This window comes from Brevundimonas sp. 374, from assembly GCF_900102995.1.
GTDB lineage: Bacteria > Pseudomonadota > Alphaproteobacteria > Caulobacterales > Caulobacteraceae > Brevundimonas > Brevundimonas vesicularis_C.
In genome coordinates this window covers 282,387-300,917 of the sequence record NZ_FNKT01000002.1, presented here as the reverse complement: position 1 = coordinate 300,917, position 18,531 = coordinate 282,387, and the positions used below count along the sequence as shown (strand labels likewise).

General features: G+C 65.7%; 23 protein-coding genes and 1 other annotated feature (1 of these 24 cut by a window edge). Of the genes, 15 read left to right on the top strand and 8 right to left on the bottom strand.

Features of this window, described 5'->3' with window-relative positions; genetic code table 11:
- From BLR19_RS08905 to BLR19_RS08890, 4 genes are all read right to left on the bottom strand, one after another.
- Nucleotides 1-1,032, bottom strand: coding sequence for a UbiA family prenyltransferase (locus tag BLR19_RS08905; protein ID WP_091749829.1), 1,032 nt, complete (start codon nucleotides 1,030-1,032; stop codon nucleotides 1-3).
- Between the two features lie 120 nt (nucleotides 1,033-1,152).
- Entirely contained in the window at nucleotides 1,153-1,935 is a 783-nt protein-coding gene (locus BLR19_RS08900; RefSeq protein ID WP_091749826.1) for a GIN domain-containing protein, read from the bottom strand.
- On the bottom strand, nucleotides 1,932-2,531 hold the full coding sequence (locus BLR19_RS08895; RefSeq protein WP_055753979.1) for a DUF1700 domain-containing protein: 600 nt from the start codon (nucleotides 2,529-2,531) through the stop codon (nucleotides 1,932-1,934). Before BLR19_RS08895 ends, BLR19_RS08900 begins: the two co-directional genes overlap by 4 nt.
- Nucleotides 2,528-2,872 (bottom strand): PadR family transcriptional regulator, encoded by a 345-nt coding sequence (locus BLR19_RS08890; protein ID WP_039244893.1) that lies wholly within the window; start codon nucleotides 2,870-2,872, stop codon nucleotides 2,528-2,530. The genes BLR19_RS08895 and BLR19_RS08890 overlap by 4 nt, the downstream gene beginning before the upstream one ends.
- 260 nt (nucleotides 2,873-3,132) lie before the next feature.
- Here BLR19_RS08890 and coxB point away from each other — a divergent pair, with 260 nt between their 5' ends.
- The 13 genes from coxB to BLR19_RS08830 all read left to right on the top strand — a co-directional run bounded on the left by coxB (nucleotide 3,133) and on the right by BLR19_RS08830 (nucleotide 13,686).
- Nucleotides 3,133-4,113: a cytochrome c oxidase subunit II gene (coxB, locus tag BLR19_RS08885; RefSeq protein ID WP_055806299.1), complete on the top strand. Its 981-nt coding sequence runs from the start codon at nucleotides 3,133-3,135 to the stop codon at nucleotides 4,111-4,113.
- A 17-nt stretch (nucleotides 4,114-4,130) separates the two neighbouring features.
- Nucleotides 4,131-5,813 carry a cytochrome c oxidase subunit I gene (ctaD, locus tag BLR19_RS08880; RefSeq protein WP_055753981.1) on the top strand — a complete coding sequence of 561 codons (1,683 nt, stop codon included), beginning with the start codon at nucleotides 4,131-4,133 and terminating at the stop codon, nucleotides 5,811-5,813.
- Nucleotides 5,814-5,901: 88 nt separating this feature from the next.
- The gene (gene cyoE, locus BLR19_RS08875; RefSeq protein WP_091749823.1) at nucleotides 5,902-6,867 is read left to right on the top strand and encodes a heme o synthase; all 966 of its coding nucleotides are present in this window, start codon (nucleotides 5,902-5,904) and stop codon (nucleotides 6,865-6,867) included.
- A gap of 4 nt (nucleotides 6,868-6,871) precedes the next feature.
- Nucleotides 6,872-7,042 carry a hypothetical protein gene (locus BLR19_RS14830; protein WP_017505721.1) on the top strand — a complete coding sequence of 57 codons (171 nt, stop codon included), beginning with the start codon at nucleotides 6,872-6,874 and terminating at the stop codon, nucleotides 7,040-7,042.
- Nucleotides 7,039-7,575 (top strand): cytochrome c oxidase assembly protein, encoded by a 537-nt coding sequence (locus BLR19_RS08870; RefSeq protein ID WP_017505722.1) that lies wholly within the window; start codon nucleotides 7,039-7,041, stop codon nucleotides 7,573-7,575. Before BLR19_RS14830 ends, BLR19_RS08870 begins: the two co-directional genes overlap by 4 nt.
- Nucleotides 7,572-7,988: an NUDIX domain-containing protein gene (locus tag BLR19_RS08865; RefSeq protein WP_055806293.1), complete on the top strand. Its 417-nt coding sequence runs from the start codon at nucleotides 7,572-7,574 to the stop codon at nucleotides 7,986-7,988. The genes BLR19_RS08870 and BLR19_RS08865 overlap by 4 nt, the downstream gene beginning before the upstream one ends.
- Before the next feature lie 73 nt (nucleotides 7,989-8,061).
- Nucleotides 8,062-8,763, top strand: coding sequence for a hypothetical protein (locus tag BLR19_RS08860; RefSeq protein ID WP_091749817.1), 702 nt, complete (start codon nucleotides 8,062-8,064; stop codon nucleotides 8,761-8,763).
- Between the two features lie 114 nt (nucleotides 8,764-8,877).
- Entirely contained in the window at nucleotides 8,878-9,786 is a 909-nt protein-coding gene (locus BLR19_RS08855) for a cytochrome c oxidase subunit 3 (protein ID WP_055806286.1), read from the top strand.
- The gene (locus BLR19_RS08850) at nucleotides 9,783-10,184 is read left to right on the top strand and encodes a DUF983 domain-containing protein (protein ID WP_091749814.1); all 402 of its coding nucleotides are present in this window, start codon (nucleotides 9,783-9,785) and stop codon (nucleotides 10,182-10,184) included. The genes BLR19_RS08855 and BLR19_RS08850 overlap by 4 nt, the downstream gene beginning before the upstream one ends.
- Nucleotides 10,181-10,933: an SURF1 family protein gene (locus tag BLR19_RS08845; protein ID WP_091749811.1), complete on the top strand. Its 753-nt coding sequence runs from the start codon at nucleotides 10,181-10,183 to the stop codon at nucleotides 10,931-10,933. Before BLR19_RS08850 ends, BLR19_RS08845 begins: the two co-directional genes overlap by 4 nt.
- Nucleotides 10,934-10,991: 58 nt before the next feature.
- The gene (locus tag BLR19_RS08840) at nucleotides 10,992-12,206 is read left to right on the top strand and encodes a M16 family metallopeptidase (protein WP_091749808.1); all 1,215 of its coding nucleotides are present in this window, start codon (nucleotides 10,992-10,994) and stop codon (nucleotides 12,204-12,206) included.
- 191 nt (nucleotides 12,207-12,397) lie between these two features.
- On the top strand, nucleotides 12,398-12,937 hold the full coding sequence (locus BLR19_RS08835; RefSeq protein ID WP_143007352.1) for a hypothetical protein: 540 nt from the start codon (nucleotides 12,398-12,400) through the stop codon (nucleotides 12,935-12,937).
- 194 nt (nucleotides 12,938-13,131) lie between these two features.
- On the top strand, nucleotides 13,132-13,686 hold the full coding sequence (locus BLR19_RS08830) for an NADPH-dependent FMN reductase (RefSeq protein ID WP_091749803.1): 555 nt from the start codon (nucleotides 13,132-13,134) through the stop codon (nucleotides 13,684-13,686).
- Between the two features lie 32 nt (nucleotides 13,687-13,718).
- On the opposite strand, the gene BLR19_RS08825 is transcribed toward BLR19_RS08830, so the two are convergent.
- Both BLR19_RS08825 and BLR19_RS08820 read right to left on the bottom strand, forming a co-directional pair.
- Nucleotides 13,719-14,729: an NADP-dependent oxidoreductase gene (locus BLR19_RS08825; RefSeq protein ID WP_091749800.1), complete on the bottom strand. Its 1,011-nt coding sequence runs from the start codon at nucleotides 14,727-14,729 to the stop codon at nucleotides 13,719-13,721.
- Nucleotides 14,729-15,517 (bottom strand): SDR family NAD(P)-dependent oxidoreductase, encoded by a 789-nt coding sequence (locus BLR19_RS08820; RefSeq protein WP_091749797.1) that lies wholly within the window; start codon nucleotides 15,515-15,517, stop codon nucleotides 14,729-14,731. Before BLR19_RS08820 ends, BLR19_RS08825 begins: the two co-directional genes overlap by 1 nt.
- 103 nt (nucleotides 15,518-15,620) lie before the next feature.
- On the opposite strand from BLR19_RS08820, the gene BLR19_RS08815 reads away from it, so the two are divergent.
- On the top strand, nucleotides 15,621-16,190 hold the full coding sequence (locus tag BLR19_RS08815; protein ID WP_091750437.1) for a TetR/AcrR family transcriptional regulator: 570 nt from the start codon (nucleotides 15,621-15,623) through the stop codon (nucleotides 16,188-16,190).
- A gap of 102 nt (nucleotides 16,191-16,292) precedes the next feature.
- On the opposite strand, the gene BLR19_RS08810 is transcribed toward BLR19_RS08815, so the two are convergent.
- A complete protein-coding gene (locus BLR19_RS08810; RefSeq protein WP_008260410.1) occupies nucleotides 16,293-16,505 on the bottom strand; it encodes a cold-shock protein in 213 nt (70 codons plus the stop codon).
- Between the two features lie 239 nt (nucleotides 16,506-16,744).
- On the opposite strand from BLR19_RS08810, the gene BLR19_RS08805 reads away from it, so the two are divergent.
- Complete coding sequence (locus tag BLR19_RS08805) at nucleotides 16,745-16,954, top strand: hypothetical protein (protein ID WP_055753991.1); 210 nt, start codon at nucleotides 16,745-16,747, stop codon at nucleotides 16,952-16,954.
- Nucleotides 16,955-16,958: 4 nt separating this feature from the next.
- Here BLR19_RS08805 and BLR19_RS08800 read toward each other — a convergent pair whose 3' ends face one another.
- Nucleotides 16,959-18,437: a SulP family inorganic anion transporter gene (locus tag BLR19_RS08800; protein ID WP_369818850.1), complete on the bottom strand. Its 1,479-nt coding sequence runs from the start codon at nucleotides 18,435-18,437 to the stop codon at nucleotides 16,959-16,961.
- 58 nt (nucleotides 18,438-18,495) lie between these two features.
- Nucleotides 18,496-18,531, bottom strand: a sequence feature (sul1 is cis-regulatory element that is thought to sense ions involved in sulfur or methionine metabolism; They are found in Alphaproteobacteria) (it continues 28 nt past the right edge of the window).

The window sequence follows — 18,531 nt, the reverse complement described above, 5'->3', positions numbered from 1 at the left end:
TCACAGGGAGATTGAGCCAAGAGCGATAGCGGCCAGCAGGATCAGACCGGCCTCGCGATTGGACTTGAACAGTTTCAGCGCCAGGGCGCCGTCGCTGCGGTCCAGCCGGATGACCTGACGCGCCAGATGGGCGGCGTAGGCGATCAGGCCTATCCAGAATAGCGGACCGAGATTTGCGGACAGGCCCGTCAAGACAGCGAGCGCGACCGCCAGACCATAGAAGACCGCAACGCCGGGCCGCACGGCCGAGGCGAGTCGGCGGGCCGAGGACTTCACGCCGATCATGGCGTCGTCCTCGATGTCTTGCAGAGCGTAGATGGTGTCGTAGCCCAGGGTCCAGAAGACGCCGCCAATCCACAGCAGGATGGCGGGAAGACAGGCCTGCCACGTCAGGGCGATCGCATGGCCGCTGTCGCTGGCGGGCGACCACAGAAAGGGCCGGAACTCGCCGACGAGATCGGCGGGCAGCAGCAAGGCGGCCGCCGCCAGCGGCAGGGCGGCGGCGAACCCCATCAGCGCGCCCCAGTTGAACGTCAGGCCCAGCCAGGCCTGGGGCCACCAGGTGATCCGCTTCATGAAGGGATAGGCCGCGACAAGGCCCAGCGACCCGACGCCCAGCCCGATGGCGACGGTCGGCAGGGTGAGCAGGATCAAAAGGCTGATCAGGCTGCACGCGACGACGAAGGCCCAGGCTTGCTTCACCGAGATGCGGCCGGACGGAATGGGTCTCTGGGCGGTACGGGCGACCTGGGCGTCGAAATCCCGATCGACGATGTCGTTGAAGGCGCACCCCGCCGCCCGCATCAGACAGGCGCCGATGGCAAAACCGACGAACAGCCACAGATCATAAAAGCCGGGGCTTTGCCGATACTGCGCCAAGGCCAGCGTGATCCCCTGCCACCCAGGCAGCAGCAGCAGCCAGATGCCGATGGGCCGGTCGAACCGCCCCAGCTTCAACCACGGCTTCAGCCCCTCCGGCGCATGCCGATCGACCCAGTTGGCGCCGGCGTCGGGGAGGGGAGCGAAAGTCATGCGGCTGACTTAGCGCGTAGGGCCCGAGGGGTGAAGGCGCCGCTCCCTGTTTCCAAGGCGGGCGCACAGAAAAAAGGGGCTGGTGGATCCAGCCCCTTTCCACAGTGATCGGTGCGACCGTCAGTCCTGATAGACGTCGCCGGAGCCGGAGACGGTGCTGTTCAGGTTGGCGGGGCGGCTGGCCAGGGCCACGTCGCCGGAGCCGGCGATGGCGACCTTGACGTCGCCGGTCGGGGCGATGCGGGCGTCGCCGGAGCCGGCGATGTCCACCCAGGCGTCGCGAGTCGCCAGGTCGCCCAGGGACGCATCGCCCGAGCCGGCGATGTCCAGCTTCAGCTCCTCGGTGCGGCCCGAGGCGGTGACCTCGGCCGAGCCGGCGATGTCGAGCGTCAGCGAAGGCTGGTCATAGCCGGTGATCTGCAGGTCGCCCGAGCCCTTGGCGTTGAAGCGGTTCACCTTGGGCGCGGTGATGACGACCTTCAGTTCGTCGCGCTCGGAGCGGGCGGAGAAGTTGCCGTTGTCCCAGCCGAACACGACCCGCTCGTCGCCGTCGCCCAGATCGAGGCGGCCGTCGACCAGACGGACCCGGTCGGTCAGACCCTTGGGCCCGGTGATGACGACGGTGTTCGCGTCGCCCTGGACATAATCGACGTCGATGCTGGAATCGATGGTCAGGGTCTCGCCGCCGGTCCAGGCGAGGGTGCGGGTGGTGAGGGGGCCGAGGTCGTCGGTCCCGCCGCCCTTGACCCGCTCGAAGCGGATGGTCTCGCCGTCCTGGTCCTTGATGGTCCAGGCCCAGCCGTGGCGCTGGAGGTCATGGCCGCCGATCGCCAGCGCGCCGCCGACGGTGACCAGGCACAGCACCAGGGCGGCGCCGGCGATGATGAACAGGGTGCGGATCATGCCGAGACTCCCGAGGTCGAGGTGGATTGAACGCTGGTCGGCTCAAGCGCCGGCTTCAGCAGGCGGTAGTGCAGGCGGGCGAACCAGACGACGCCGTTGACCAGCCAGATGGTGAAGATGGTCAGCAGTGCGCCGATGAAGACGGCGCCGGCCATCAGGCCCAGCCCCATCAGGATCGCCGCGAACGGCCCGCCGGGGAAGCCGGCGAAGGGACCGGCGACCATGATCACGCCGCCTGCGATGAACAGTCCGATGGCGGCGATGAAGAAGCCGAACACGGTCCCGATCACGCCCATCAGCAGGGGCAGGAGGATCAGGATGTCCAGCGCCCCCAAGCCCAGGACCGCGAAGACGGCGCCGGCGGCGGCGGAGGGGTTCTTCTCCTGATGCCAGCGCTGGATGCCGGCCTCGGCCTTCAGTTCGCGAGCCAGGCGGACCGGATCGCCGAGCGCGGAGGCGACCTCGGCCTCGGTGCGGCCGGCGGCGATGCCGTCGTCGAAGTGGGTCTGATAGTCGGCGATGATGTCGTTGGCGGTCGTGGTCGGCAGGCCGACGAGGCCTTCCTTCAGACGATCGATGAATTCGGCGCGCGTCATTGAGCGGCTCCCTGATCGGCGTCGTTCGCCACGATGGCGTCGACGGCCTTGGTGAAGGCGGACCATTCGGCAGTCTGGGCGGCGAGGGCCCCCCGGCCCGCTTCGGTCAGGCGGTAGTATTTGCGTGACGGCCCGGCGGAGGATTCGACCAGATAGGTTTCGACCTGTCCTTCGGACTGCATGCGGCGCATCAGGGGATAGATCGTGCCTTCCCCCATATCGATCGCGTCCGACAGGCGGCTGGCGATCTCGTAGGCGTAGCTGTCCGCCCGGTTCAGAAGGGCGAGGACGCAAAGCCCCAGCACGCCCTTCTTTAGCTGTATCTCGATAGTTTCTGGCACCTCGGCTCTCCCGTTGATGACCACTGACTACGACAAGGTATCTTGTGACGCAAGGTAGCTATCGAAACATGACAGCGATTTAATCGAGGCCGGCTGAAGGCGGCTTTGCGGCCTGAGCGCCGTTGATCGCTTGGCAAGCCGAAAGCGATCCGATAGGTGACCGAGAACGCCGGGCGTGGGAATCGCGCCAGCGTGATCTCTTGCGAGCCATTCGCAAGTATCTGCTGCATAACGGTTTTATGGGGAAGTCTCATATGGGGATGGGCAAGCGAGCCCAAGGGACGTTGAAGAAGGCCGCGACTTGCGCGTCCTCCATCGTTCTGGGCGCCGGGCTGGCGATGTTCGCTGCGGCGCCGACGTGGGCGCAGGACCTGATGGGTCAGCCGACCCCGGGCGGCATCACGCTGCAACCGGCGGCGTCGCCGCTGAAGCATGATGCGCACTTCTTCCACGACGTGATCCTGATGCCGATCATCACGGCCATCACCCTGCTGGTGCTGGGCCTGCTGGCGTGGATCGTGTTCCGCTACAACAAGAAGGCCAATCCGACGCCTGCGCGCTGGAGCCACAACACCACGATCGAGATCATCTGGACCGTGCTGCCGGTGCTGATCCTGGTCTTCATCTCCCTGTTCTCGTTCCGCCTGCTGTTCGCCTATCACGACATGCCGTCGCCGGACCTGACGGTGAAGGTGACCGGCAACCAGTGGAACTGGGCCTATGAGTATCCGGACCAGGGCGTCGCGGAATACATCTCCAACATGCTCCCGGAAGAGGAAGCCAAGGCCAAGGGCGTGCCCTATCGCCTGGCCGCGACCGAGCCGATGGTCGTGCCGGTCGGCAAGACGGTCCAGCTGGTCATCACCGCCTCAGACGTCATCCACGCCGTCGCCCTGCCGGCGTTCGGTCTGAAGACCGACGCCGTTCCCGGCCGCATCAACACCACCTGGTTCAAGGCCGAGCGCACCGGCGTCTTCTATGGTCAGTGCTCGGAACTGTGCGGCGTCGACCACGCCTTCATGCCGCTGGAAATCCGGGTCGTGACCCAGGCCCAGTTCGAACAGTGGATCGCCTCCAAGGGCGGTTCGATGACGCCCAAGGTCGCCGCGCCCGCCGCGGCTCCGGCTGCTGCCGCGCCCGCGCCCGCCGCCGACGCCGCGACCCCGGTCGCCGCCCCCGTCGGCGCCACCGCCGACCAACCCGTTCCCGCCGCGGCGTCCGCCGCGCCGGCCGCCCAGTAAGAGGCGAACAGAGACACATGGCTGACGCTACCGTAACCCGCGACGCGACCCACATCGGTCACGCTCATGACGATCACCATCACGACCACAAGCTGGGCTTCTTCACCCGCTGGTTCCTGTCGACCAACCACAAGGACATCGGCACCCTGTATCTGATGTTCGCCATCATGGCGGGCATCGTGGGCGGCGCCCTGTCGGGCCTGATCCGCTGGGAACTGGCCGAGCCGGGCATCCAGATCTTCAAGGAGGGTTCCTCGATCCAGCTGCTGGGTCTCGTGGAGCAATCCAAGCACGGCTATAACGCCGTCGTCACGGCCCACGCCCTGATCATGATCTTCTTCATGGTCATGCCCGCCATGATCGGCGGCTTCGGCAACTGGTTCGTGCCGATCATGATCGGCGCGCCGGACATGGCCTTCCCGCGCATGAACAACATCTCGTTCTGGCTGCTGGTCGCCGCTTGGTGCCTGCTGATCCTGTCGATGTTCACCGACGGCGGACCGGGCAAGGGCTTCGGCGGGGGCTGGACGGCCTATCCGCCGCTGTCGACCACGGGCCACGTCGGCCCCGCCTTCGACCTGGCCATCTTCGCCCTGCACGTCGCGGGCGCCAGCTCGATCCTGGGCGCGATCAACTTCATCACCACCATCCTGAACATGCGCGCGCCGGGCATGACGATCCACCGGATGCCGCTGTTCGCCTGGTCGGTGCTGATCACCGCCTTCCTGCTGCTGCTGTCGCTGCCCGTGCTGGCCGGCGCCATCACCATGCTGCTGACGGACCGCAACTTCCACACCCACTTCTTCGATCCCGCCGGCGGCGGCGACCCGATCATGTACCAGCACCTGTTCTGGTTCTTCGGTCATCCGGAAGTGTACATCCTGATCCTGCCGGGCTTCGGCATCATCAGCCACATCGTCTCGACCTTCAGCCGCAAGCCGGTGTTCGGATATCTGGCCATGGCCTACGCCATGGTGGCCATCGGCTTCGTCGGCTTCATCGTGTGGGCGCACCACATGTACACGGTCGGCATGAGCATCAATCTGCGCGCCTATTTCATCGCCGCCACCATGATCATCGCGGTGCCGACGGGCGTGAAGATCTTCAGCTGGATCGCCACCATGTGGGGCGGCTCCATCAGCTTCAAGACACCCATGCTGTGGGCGATCGGCTTCATCTTCCTGTTCACCGTCGGCGGCGTGACCGGCGTGGTCCTGTCGAACGCCGGCATCGATTACAGCCTGCACGACACCTACTACGTGGTGGCGCACTTCCACTACGTGCTGTCGCTGGGCGCCGTCTTCGCCATCTTCGCGGGCTTCTACTACTGGTTCGAGAAGATGTTCGGGGTGAAGTACAACGAGTTCCTGGGCGCGACACACTTCTGGATCATGTTCGTGGGCGTGAACCTGGTGTTCTTCCCGCAGCACTTCCTGGGTCTGCAGGGCATGCCGCGTCGCTACATCGACTATCCGGAAGCCTTCACCCTGTGGAACCACGTCTCGTCGATCGGCTATGCGATCACGGCGGTCGGCGTGCTGGTCTTCCTGATCATGCTGGCCGAGGCGGCGATCCGTCGTCGTCCGGGTGTCGACAATCCGTGGGGCGAAGGCGCCACGACCCTGGAGTGGACCCTGTCCTCGCCGCCCCCGGCCCACCAGTTCAACGAACTGCCGGTCATCAAGGCGGAAGAGCACTAAGCCTTTCCGGCGATATGAAATCGAAGGCCGCTCTTTCCGTCGGAAGGGGCGGCCTTCTTCATTTGGGTATGCTATGCGGCCCTCACCGATGACCGAAGTTCAGACCCGCCCCGCCATCTCGACCGCCCAGCCGGAGGATTTCTTCCAGCTGCTGAAGCCGCGCGTGATGTCGCTGGTGGTGTTCACCGCTGCGACCGGGCTGATCGTCGCGCCCGGATCGGTCAATCCGCTGGTCGCGGCCATCGCCATCCTGTGCATCGCCGTGGGCGCAGGGGCGGCCGGGGCGCTGAACATGGCGCTGGAAGGCGAAACCGACGCCCTGATGCGGCGCACGCGCGGCCGGCCGGTGGCGGCGGGACGTGTGCGCAAGAACGACGCCATGGCATTCGGCGTCATCCTGAGCCTGTTCTCGGTCATGCTGTTGGGTATGAACACCAACTGGCTGGCGGCCGGTCTGCTGGCCATGACCATCGTCTATTACGCCGGCTTCTACACCCTGCTGCTGAAGCGGCGGACGCCCCAGAACATCGTCATCGGCGGCGCGGCAGGCGCCTTTCCGCCGGTGATCGGCTGGGCGGCGGCGACGGGCCATGCGCCGTGGCAGGCGTGGCTGCTGTTTCTGATCATCTTCCTGTGGACCCCGCCGCACAGCTGGGCGCTGGCGCTGTATTCGGCCGGCGACTACGCCAAGGCGGGCATTCCGATGATGCCGGTGGCCAGGGGCGCCAAGTCCACCCGGTTGCAGATCCTGCTCTACACCCTGGTCTTCGTGCCGGTCGCGATCGCCCCGGCCTTCGCGGGCCTGGGGGGGATCATTTATCTGGTCGTGTCGGTCTTGGGCGGCCTGGGCTTCCTGGGCCTGGCGGTGCGTCTCTATCGCTCGCGCGCGGGCGACGAGCCGGACAAGGCCGAGGCCGTGGGACGCGAGGCCGCATTGTATGACGTCAAGGTCCAGGCCAAACCGGCGCGTGACCTTTTCGCCTTTTCCATCCTCTATCTGATGGCGCTGTTCTCGGCGCTGCTGGTCGAGGCCCTGTCCGGTCTGGGAGCGTAAAACCATGCGTCTGACGCCTGAGGAACTTCGCGCGCGCAAGCGTCGCAACGTCTGGATCGCCTCGGCGCTGGTGGCCTTCATCGTGCTGGTGTTCGCCACCACGGTGCTGCGCCTGCAACAGAACCAGGCGGCCGAGCGCGCCCTGGCGACGGCGGTGGAGACCTCACAGCCATGAAGGCGGGCCGCAAGAATCTGATCGCCATCATCTGTGTTTTCGGGGTGATGGGCATGACCGGGGCGGCGTTCGCGGCGGTGCCGCTCTATCGGATGTTCTGTCAGGTCACGGGCTTTGGCGGCACGACGATGAAGGCCGACAAGGCCTCCGACACCGTGCTGGACGAGACGGTCATGGTGCGGTTCGACACCAATGTGCGTGGCGTGCCGATGACCTTCCGCGCCGAGCAGTCGACCCAGCGGGTGCGGATCGGCGAGACGGGCCTGGCCTATTTCGACGTGACCAACACCTCGGACAAGCCGATCCAGGTGCGCGCCAGCTACAATGTCTCACCCGAGCAGACGGGGCCGTATTTCCAGAAGCTGCAATGCTTCTGTTTCACCGACCAGACGCTGGCGGCGGGCGAGACGCGCCAGTTCCCGGTCCAGTATTTCATCGCCCCCGAACTGGCCACGGACCGTGAGGCCAAGGGCGCGCGCGACATCACCCTGAGCTACACCTTCTATCCGTCCGTGGACGCGCCGAAGGCGTGACGTTGAAGCCGGGCGTGGACTTTCCCGGCGTCGGCTGCGGGCTGGTGATCCAGCGCGCCGATGGGCGGGTCTTGCTGTGCAAGCGGCTGAAGGCGCCCGAGGCCGGGTTCTGGAACATCGTCGGCGGCAAGGTCGACCTGATGGAGCGCTCCATCGACGCCGCGCGGCGCGAGGCCGAGGAGGAGAGCGGGCTGAAGATCGGCGCCGTCGACTTTCTGTGCCTGGCCGAAGAGATCATTCCTGCCGACGGCCAGCACTGGGTGTCCCTGATCTATGTCACCCGGGACTTCACCGGCGAGCCGACGCTGACCGAGCCGGACAAGCTGTCGGAGATCGGCTGGTTCGCGCTGGACGACCTTCCCCAGCCGCTGTCGGCCTTTTCAGCGAAGGCGTTCGCGGCGATGAACGGCTGATCACACGGCGCCGTTCGCGTCGGCGTGCGTTTCATCTCCAGGTGCATGCTGCACGCGGAGACGGAGACGGGATTTGCGCGGTCTGGATTTCACCAACTGGCACAGTCTGCTGCTGACCCTGGTCGGGCTGGCGCTCGTGACTTTGATCGGCATGGGCATCCGGCTGGTGATGATGTTCACCATCCAGCAGCGGCGCGAGCGGATGAACCGCCAGATCAACGAACGGCTGAAGACCCTTATCTCCGCCTACAAGGTGCTGGGCGGATCTTTCACCGGCGACTTGACCGTCGATCCGACGCACAAGCGCGACCTGAGCCGCCGCAACGTCTCGCAAGGCGAGGCGGGACTGGATCTCAGCGCCGAGGCGACGGCGGGGTCGGACCGAACCCGGCGTATCCGCGACGCGGTCGAGGCCAGTCTTGCGGATATCATCCTGCTGGGCACCGAGGACCAGGTGCGACTGGCGCAGCAGGCGGCGCGTGAACTGGTCGCCGGGCGGCCGGTGCGGACGCATGATCTGGTGGTTTCGCTGCGCGATTTCATCCGTCAGGCGCTGGACTTGGCGCCCGTGCCGACCGGACCGGACATTCCCTTGCAAGGTCCGACGCGCCCGTCCTCGACCGGAGGCCGCGGCTCAGGCGCCGGCGCAACGGGCGGCCGTGGCGGGGGCGGAGGCGGCATGGGCGCAGGGATGGGCGGCGGTGGAATGGGCATGGGCGGCGCATTGGCCGACAGCCCGGACGATCCCGCCGATCCAATGGCCCGCAAGGGCTGAGCCCCATCCGCATGCCCGAACAAGGCGGAAAGACGGCGTGGCTCTGGCGTCGGGGAAAATCGAACGCTATAGCCGCTATAACAACCGACTCTGGCCGACGAAGAGACGCGATTCATGGCTGACGCCCACGCCACTCCGCAGCACGACTACCACCTGGTGGCGCCCAGCCCCTGGCCGCTGGTGTCCTCGGTCGCTGCGACCATCATGTTCATCGGCGCGGTGATCTGGATGAAGGGCCTGGCGCCGGCGGACGGCGGCCCGATCGCCGCCAACTTCCTGGCCGAAGGCAAGCCGGGCGTCTTCTTCGCCGGTCTGGCCGGCGTGCTGATCTCGGCCTTCTGCTGGTGGGCGGACGTCATCAAGGAATCCAAGGCGGGCGACCATACGCCGGTCGTGTCGCTGGGCCTGCGCTACGGCATGATCCTGTTCATCGCGTCGGAGGTGATGTTCTTCGTCGCCTTCTTCTGGATGTTCTTCGACATGGCCCTGTTCCATGAATCGCGGGCGCTTACGCCGGAAGTCGGCACCTGGGCCGACACCGCCAAGGCCTGGTCGACGTGGCCGCCGAAGGGCGTCGAGGTTCTGTCGCCGTGGCAACTTCCGCTGCTGAACACCGTGACCCTGCTGCTCTCGGGCTGCACCGTCACCTGGGCCCACCACGCGATCCAGGTCGGCGACCGCAAGGGCGCCAAGATCGCCCTGATCATCACTGTGGCCCTGGGCGTGCTGTTCACCTGCGTCCAGGCCTATGAGTACAACCACATCCTGCACGAGAAGCTGTTCTTCAACGAGGAGGCCGTGAACTCGGGCCTGTACGGCTCGATCTTCTTCATGGCGACGGGCTTCCACGGCTTCCACGTCCTGATCGGCACCATCTTCCTGGCGGTCTGCCTGATCCGTCTGCTGAAGGGCGACTTCACCCCGCAGAAGCATTTCGGCTTCGAGGCGGCGGCCTGGTACTGGCACTTCGTGGACGTGGTCTGGCTGTTCCTGTTCGCCTTCGTCTATGTCGTCTTCGGTTGATCCAAGACGGCCCTGAAGACATCGCAGCGGCGCGGGACGAGGAATCGTCCCGCGCCGTCGTCGTTTCCGATACGCCGGTTCGCTGGGCGTTGCGGGGGCGTTGTCCCCGGTGCGGCCAAGGCGCGCTGTTCGCGGGCTTTCTGAAGGTGGCTCCCGCCTGCACGGCCTGCGGTCTGGACTATTCCACCATCCAGACGGGCGACGGCCCCGCCAGCTTCATCATGCAGATCGCCGGATTCATCGTCGGCTTCTCGGCCCTGTTCGTCGAAATCAAATACCATCCGCCCATGTGGCTGCATCTGATCGTCTGGCTGCCGCTGGTGGTCGCTTTGTCGCTGGCCCTGATGCGGCCGGGGCGGGGGCTGATGATCGGGCTGCAATATCGGAACCAGCGATGAAGCGTTTCCCCTGGATCCTGACCGTGCTGACGGTGCTGGGCCTGATCCTGCTGATAGGCCTGGGCGTGTGGCAGGTCGAGCGGCTGAAGTGGAAGGAAGGGCTGATCGCGGCGGCTGATGCGGCGGCGGCGAAACCGCCCGCGCCGCTGGATCAGGTGCTTGCCGAGACAAGGAATGGGGGCGATCTGGAGTTCAGGAAGGCGCTGATCGTCTGTCCGGGCCTGGCCAGCGCGCCCTTCGTCGAGCTTCAAAGCATCCATGACGGCGAGGCCGGGGTGCGGCTGATCTCGGCGTGCAAGCCGGCGGGGGCGGATTTCACCCTGCTGGTCGATCGTGGCTTTGTCGGCGACGGCGTGACGGCGCGTCCGCGCGTGCTCGAAACCACCCTGCCGCTGGTGATGGTCGGAGAGTTCCGCACCTTCGACAAGCCCGGCGCCATGAGCCCGGCGCCCCGCGACGGCCGCTTCTACGCCCGCGACACGGCGGCGATGGCCAAGGCGCTGAACGTCACCGGCCCGGTCCGGCCCGAGGCCGTGTTCGCCATCACCGCCGTCAATCCCGAGTTCCCGGCGCTGAGGCCGTCCGCGCCGCCTGCGGCCTTTTCCAACAACCATTTCGGATACGCCCTGACATGGTTCGGACTAGCGATCGCGCTTGCGGGTTTCTATGTGGCCCTGCTTCGCCGTCGCATCAAGAAAGACGGTCCTCAAGCAGCCGCGCACCGCGTGCGCGGCGATAGGAAAGACTAAAGTCCTGACCGCTACGCTTCACACCCTGTCCAACGGCGTCCGCGTCATCTGCGATCCGATGCCGGGGCTGAAGACCCTGGCCGTCGTCGTCACCGTCAAGGGCGGGGCGCGGTGGGAGCCGCTGGATCGGTCCGGCTGGTCGCACCTGCTGGAGCATCTGGTGTTCAAGGGCGCCGGCGACATGGCCGCGCGCGAGATCGTCGAGCGGATCGAGGCCGAGGGCGGCACCATCAACGCTTCCACCGGCTATGAGCGGACCAGCTTCGAGGTGCGAGGGCTGGACGGCTCGCTGCCGCTGGCGATGCAGGTGCTGTCGGACCTGGTGTTCCGTCCCACCCTCGACCCGGCCGAGATCGAGCGCGAGAAGGACGTGGTGGCCCAGGAGATCGCCGAGGCCTTCGACACGCCCGACGACCATGTGTTCGAGATGGTGCAGACGCGCGCCTTCGCCAAACAACCGCTGGGCCGTCCGATCCTGGGCTCTGTCGCCAGCCTGAAGCCGGCCGACAAGGCGTCGGTCGAGGCGTGGCGCGCGCGGCTATATTCGCCCGACCGAATGGTGGTGTCGGTCTCAGGCGCGGTGGACGAGACCGAGCTGCTGGACCTGGCCGAGCGCTGGTTCGGCGATGCGGTCGCGACGCCGGCTGACGCACCCGCGCCGGCCGCCTTCGTCGGAGGCCATGCGAAGCTGACGCGCAAGATCGAACAGGCCAATCTGGTGTTCCAACTGCCGGCGCTTTCGGCGACCGATCCGGCGCTTTCGGCCATGCGGCTGTTCAGCGAGATTCTGGGCGGGGGCATGGCGTCCCGCCTGTTCCAGAGCGCGCGCGAGGAGCGGGGCCTGGCCTACGCCATCGACGCTTATCAGGAGCCGTACGAGGATACGGGCGTGCTGGGCATCTACGCCGGGGCGGCGGCGGATCGGGCGAAAGAACTGGCCGAGGTCTCGGCGGCCGAGGTGCGGGCCCTGGCCGAGGTTGGGCCAACCGAAAAGGAGCTGTCGCGCGCCAAGGCTGTTATGAAGGCCGGTCTGTGGATGTCGGACGAAAGCCCGATGAGCCGGGCCGGGCGCAACGCCGCCCAGACCCTGATCTTCGGCGCCCCGCGTTCCAGCCTGTCGATGACCGAACAGCTGGAAGCCCAGACGATCGAGGACGTGCGCGCGGTCGGCGGCCGGGTGCTGGCCTCTGGCCAGGCGGCCAGCGCGGTGCTCGGGCCGAAGTCGGCGGGACCGGCAGGTGAGGCGTTCGCGGCGGCCCTGCTCGGGGGCTAGGCTTCGGCTCTTCTTTCCAAACTCGCGTCGCTCACGCGGAGGGGCATCGGCGCAGACGATTTGCAGCGATTACCCATGTGAGTGTCCGGGTAGAGAAAACTGTCTGGTTGATCCATCGCCTCCATGACCGAAAGGTAACTCGACAAACCCGAGGTACTTCCCGCAAGCAAGGCGTTTGGGGGGAGAACATCGTGCGAAATACCCGAACCGTCGGCGGCAGCTTCTACATGTGGTTCGCACTGCTGGCCGTGGCAGCCTATCTCATTCATGAGGCAGCGCATTGGATCGTCGGCGCTACTCTCGGCTACTCAGTATCTTACGGGATCAACAGCGTGATTCCCGCTTCGCCGATGACGGCCGGAGATCACATACTGATGTCGGCGGCCGGGCCAGCCGTCACTCTCGTCACGGCCTTGATAGGCTTCTACTTTGTAATGCGTCGAGAAAGCCTCATCGGCTACGCAGTTCTCTACTTCGCTCTGTTCATGCGCGTCGTTGCGGCTGGTGTCAGCGTGCTGAACCTGAACGACGAGGCGCGGATTAGCGACATGCTGGGCTTCGGCCCCTGGTTGCTACCAGGCCTAGTCGTCGTCCTCCTCCTCATCCCGACCGTCATCGCAAGTCGGCATTTGCGTCTGTCTTGGAAGGTCAACGCCTTGACCTATGTCGTTTCCAGCCTCGTGGCGACGGCGGTAGTCGGTCTCGACATGGTTCACAGAGGCGCCCTCTAAACCAGCCGCTTTCAAACAACCGCCCTTCAGCCGTAACAGCCCGTCGCAATGTCGGCTTTTTGTGCCGACAAGCGGTCTCATTGTCGGCACCTGGGACGAGCATCAGTGCAGAATGCGTCGTGGGCTAGACGGAACATCCGACCGCCGGGATCGGTTATGCTGGCGCTTGAACCCGTCCAGCCCGGAGACCTTCCATGACCGTCCGCGTCGCCCTGATCGTCGGCAGCCTGCGCAAAGGCTCCTATTCGCGCGCCATCGGCATGGAGTTGAAGGCGCTGGCCGAGCCGGGGCTGGAGATCGAGTTGGTCGAGATCGGCGACCTGCCGCTCTATGACCCCGATCTGGAGACCGAGAACCCGCCGCCCGCCTGGGAGCGGTTCCGCGAGGAGGTGGCGACGACCGAGGCGGTGCTGTTCGTCACGCCCGAATACAATCGCTCCATTCCCGGCGCGCTGAAGAACGCGCTGGACGTCGGCTCTCGCCCCTATGGCCACAGCATCTGGCAGGGCAAGCCCGCCGCCATCGTCAGCGTCTCGCCCGGCGCCGTCGCGGCCTTCGGCGCCAACCACCACCTGCGCCAGCCGCTTGTGTTCCTGAACATGCCGACGATGCAGCAGCCCGAGGCCTATATCGGCAATGTCGTGGACCTGCTGGACGAGAACGGCAAGCTGAAGAAGGACGACACCAAGACCTTCCTGAAAAGCTTCACCGACGCCTTCGCCGCCTGGATCGACAAGACGAAGGCGTGAGGCGGGCGGCCTGCGTGGGCCGTCAACGAAGATCAGCCTAAGGGCTTCAGGCTGACGACCACCTTGCCCTTGGCGCGGCCGGTTTCGATATAGGCGAGGGCCGCGTTTAATTCTTCGAACGGGAACACGCGATCCAGTACCGGACGGATGTCGCCGGCTTCGATCAGGGTCGTGATCCGGCTCAACTGTTCGCCGTCCGTCCGCATGAAGACGAAGCCATAATCCACCTGGCGCGCCTTCGCCGCCGCCCGAACCCTGCGGCTGCTCCAGCCGATGATCTGCCTGACAATCCAGTTCAGGCCCTGCGCTTTCGCAAACGCCGGATCGGGTGGTCCGGAAATGGAGATCAGTTTTGCGCCCGGCTTCAGCACGGTTAGCGAGCGTTCCAAAGTTTTGTCGTCCAAGCTGTTCAGGACGACGTCGTAGCTGGACAGCAACTGGGTGAAATCCTCGGCCTTGTAGTCGACCACCACATCCGCTCCCAAGCGGCGAACCAGGTCAGCGCCCGCTGCGCTCACGGTCGTCGCCACGCTGGCGCCGAGGTGTTTGGCCAGCTGGATCGCCAGAATGCCGACCCCGCCGGAACCGGCATGGATCAGAACCTTCTGCCCCGGCTTCAAACCCGCCCGGTCCACCAGCACTTGCCATGCCGTCAGCGCCGTCAGCGGCACGCCCGCCGCCTCCTCCATCGACAGATTGCGCGGCTTCAGCGCGACGTCGTCTTCCGCGATCGCGATATAGTCGGCGAAGGTCCCGATCCGCCCGTCGCGTGGCCGTGAATAGACCTCGTCGCCGACCTTGAACCGCCTCACGGCCGCGCCGACCCGCACGACCTTGCCGGCCACGTCATGGCCGAGAACCAGCGGCGTCTTGTACGGAAGGATCGGTTTGAACGCCCCGTCCCTGATCTTTGAATCCAGCAGATTCAGACCGGCGGCATGCACCTCGACCAGCACATCCTTGTCGCCGACCCTGGGTTCGGCCGCCTCGCTCAATCGAAGCGTCGCCTTCTTGGCGTATCGGTCGAGGAAGAAGGCTCTCATCACACGTCCGCCTTGTAGCGGGGGGCGGCGGTGACCTGACCAAATCCGGGCAGCATGGCGAGACGGGCGGCCTGGAAGGCGTCCCATTGGCCGGCGTCGTGCAGCGGCGGGATCGTCACCGGCTCGCGACGGTCGAAGCCGACTAGAGCAGCGTCCACCATCTCGCCGACCTCCATCATGGGCGGCAGTTGCGACGGATCTGCGCCGGCCCGGCTCCAGATTTCGGTGCCTGTCGCGGCTGGCAGGACCGCCTGGACATAAATCCCCTTGGGGCCAAGTTCGAACGCCAACCCTTGAGACAGGAAAAGGACGAAGGCCTTCGTGGCGCCATAGACCGTCTGGCCGAACTCCGGGACCAGGCCGACGACCGAGCCCACATTGATGATGGCGCCCTGGCCGGCTTCGACGAACCGGGGCGACACCGCATGGGCCAGCCGCAGGACAGCCGTCGTATTCACCGCGACCAGTCGCGCGAGATCAGGCGAGGCCTGACGATCGAAACGTCCAGCGATCGAAAGCCCGGCGTTGTTGACCAGCACGCCGATGCGGGCGTCGTCGCGCAATCTCGCCTCGACCACGCTCAGATCGGCCTCTTGCGTCAGATCGGCCTGGATCACGTCGATGGAGACGCCGGTCTCCGCGACAAGCCGCTCGGCCAAGGCGTCCAACCGCGCCTTGTCGCGCGCGACGATCACCAGATCGTGGCCGCGCCTTGCCAACCGGTCGGCATAGGTCGCCCCGATACCGCTGGATGCGCCGGTGATGAGAACTGCGGGAAGATCGGACATGTAGGGCTCCGTTGCGACACGGTTATTGATGATGATCGTCATATATATTGCCAAATATGACCGCCATCATGTATATGTCAATGGGCACAACGGAGATTGGGTGATGAAGGTCAGCCGCGAGCAGATGAAAGCGAACCGCGAGCGCATCCTGACGGAGGCCGGCCGGCTGTTTCGCGCCAAGGGGTTCGACGCCGTCGGCGTGGCCGAGGTGATGCAGGCGGCGGGCCTGACACACGGCGGATTTTACGGGCACTTTTCGTCAAAGGACGATCTGATCGCCCAGACCGTCGGACATATGTTTGGACCGTCGGACACGGAGACGGCCGAGACGGCCGATATCTCCGCCTTCATCGACGCCTATCTCTCGCCGCGGCACAGGCAAGGCGTTGCGTCCGGGTGTCCTACGGCGGCGCTGGTCTCTGACATCCGTCGCCAAGGCCCCGAGGCCCGCGACGCTCTGACCGCGGGCGTGCGCTCCCAGATCGACCGGATCACTGCGGCGATCTCCGATACGCCCTCGCCCGAAGCGCGCCGCGACGCCACCGGCGCCTGGGCGACCATGGTCGGCGCCATGATCATGGCGCGGGCCGTCGAGGACGAGACATTGTCCGACCAGATCCTTCAGGACGCCCAGACCTGGATCGAAGTCCACCTACCGGGGCGGGGCGTCTGACCAAGGCCCGAGGCTTGTTAAGGGGAGCAGTTTCGCAGCCCGTAATTGAAAACGGCGGCTCCGTGAGGAGCCGCCGTCGCCAGATCAGCTGTGACGCTGAAATCAGCCGATGGTTTGCAGTTGGCCAGCCGATTCCTTGCCCGAACGCTTGTCGCGTTCCAGCTCGTAGGAAACCTTCTGGTTTTCATCCAGGCCGCGCAGGCCAGCGCCTTCGACGGCCGAGATGTGGACGAAGACGTCCTTGCCGCCGTCGTCGGGTTGGATGAAGCCGTAACCCTTGGTCGGGTTGAACCATTTGACAGTGCCGGTAGCCATTTTGAGACCTCCGTTAGAAATTGACCGAGGGAACGTCCCTGCGGCCTGTCGGGTCTGAATGGGAGCGGCCTTGACTCGTGCGTTCGCAGAGAGAGTGGGCGTTACGCAGAGAGATCGACGAGCTCTATGTGCGCAGATATTCATGACAGATGCAAGCGCGGGCCGGGCGGGACGAAAATCCAATAATGGGAACGGTTTAGCTTGGCGCGCGTTGTGGGAAGGCACGAAAGGCTTCCAACATGAACCGCACCCACGTCGTGGAGCGCGCCTACCAGCTCGCTCGGACCAACGATTGTCTGAACACCGGCGATGTCGTCAAAGCGTTGTCGGGCGAGGGCTATTCGGGCGCCGAAATCTCGCACTTCCAGGGCAGCTCGATCCGGGCCGACCTGAACCGCATCTGCAAGATGCCCAAGCCCGACCTCGAACCGACCTCCAACGCCGCCTGACGGCTCAATGCGCGCCGGCGCCGTCCGGCAGATGCATCTTCTCGAACCGCCCCACCCGCGTGACCAGGGTGCGGGCGGCGTCGTTCATGCCCAAGACCTGCACGTCCGCGCCCTGACGGCGGTAGCGGAAGACGACCTTGTCCACGGCGGCGACGCCGGTAAGATCCCACAGATGGGCGTCGCTGAGATCGATCTCGACACGTGTGGGATGGCCGTGATGCTCGAAGCTGGCGGCGAACAGATCGGCCGAGGCGAAGAACAGCTGGCCTGAAACACGATAGCGCAGCACGCCCGGTTCCGGCGTCGGAACCTCGGTCACGGCGATGGTCTTGCCGACCTTGCGCATGAAGAAGATCGCCGACAGCAGCACGCCCAGGATCACGCCCTTGGACAGGTCGTGGGTGGCGACGACCGTCACGGTCGTGGCGATCATGACGATGGACGACTGAAGCGGGGTGGAGCGCAGCTTCGTCACCGAGGACCAGTCGAAGGTGCCGATCGAGACCATGATCATGACGGCGACCAGGGCCGCCATCGGGATTTGGGCCACCCAGGTCTGAAGCGCCAGCATCAAAAACAGCAGGAACAGGCCGGCCCACAGGGTCGATAGACGCCCGCGTGCGCCGGAGGTGACGTTGATCATCGACTGGCCGATCATGGCGCAACCGGCCATGCCGCCGAACAGGGGCGACAGGATGTTGGCGATCCCCTGGCCGCGCGTCTCGCGATCCTTGTCCGACGGGGTGTCGGTGATGTCGTCGATCAGGTTCGCGGTCAGCAGGCTTTCCAGCAGGCCGACGAAGGCCAGGGTCGCCGAGATCGGGGCGATGATGACCAGCGTCTCCCACGTCAGGGGGACGGCGGGCAGATGGAACATCGGCAGGCTGGTCGGCATCTGGCCCATGTCGCCGACGGTGCGCACGTCCAGCTTCAGCACGATCACCAGGGCGCTGATGGCGACGATGGCGACCAGGGGCGAGGGCACGGCCTTGGTAAGGCGGGGGAAGCCGTAGATGACGACCAGGGCCGCCGCGACAAGGGCGTAGGTGATCCAACCCCGGCCGATCAGCTCAGGCATCTGGGCTAGGAAGATCAGGATCGCCAGCGAGTTGACGAAGCCGGTCATGACGCTGCGGCTGACGAACTTGATGTAGCGGCCCAGCTTCAGCAGGCCGATGACGATCTGGAACACGCCGCACAGGATCGAGGCGGCGAACAGATATTCCAGCCCATGGTCGCGCACGAGCGTGACCATCAGCAGGGCCATGGCGCCGGTTGCGGCCGAGATCATGGCCGGCCGGCCGCCCACGAAGGCGATGGTTACGGCGATGACCACGCTGGCGTAGAGGCCGACGGCGGGATCGACGCCGGCGATGATGGAAAAGGCGATGGCTTCTGGGATCAGGGCCAGGGCCACGACGGTCCCCGCCAGAAGATCGCGGCGAGGATTGGCGAGCCATTGCTGGCGCGCGGAGGCGATGATGGACATGTCAGGATTTCATCTGGATGAGCCTTACCGATGCTTCGGTTTCTGGCGGCTCGGTTTCCCAGCGGATCGGCGGCGGGGATAGCCACCC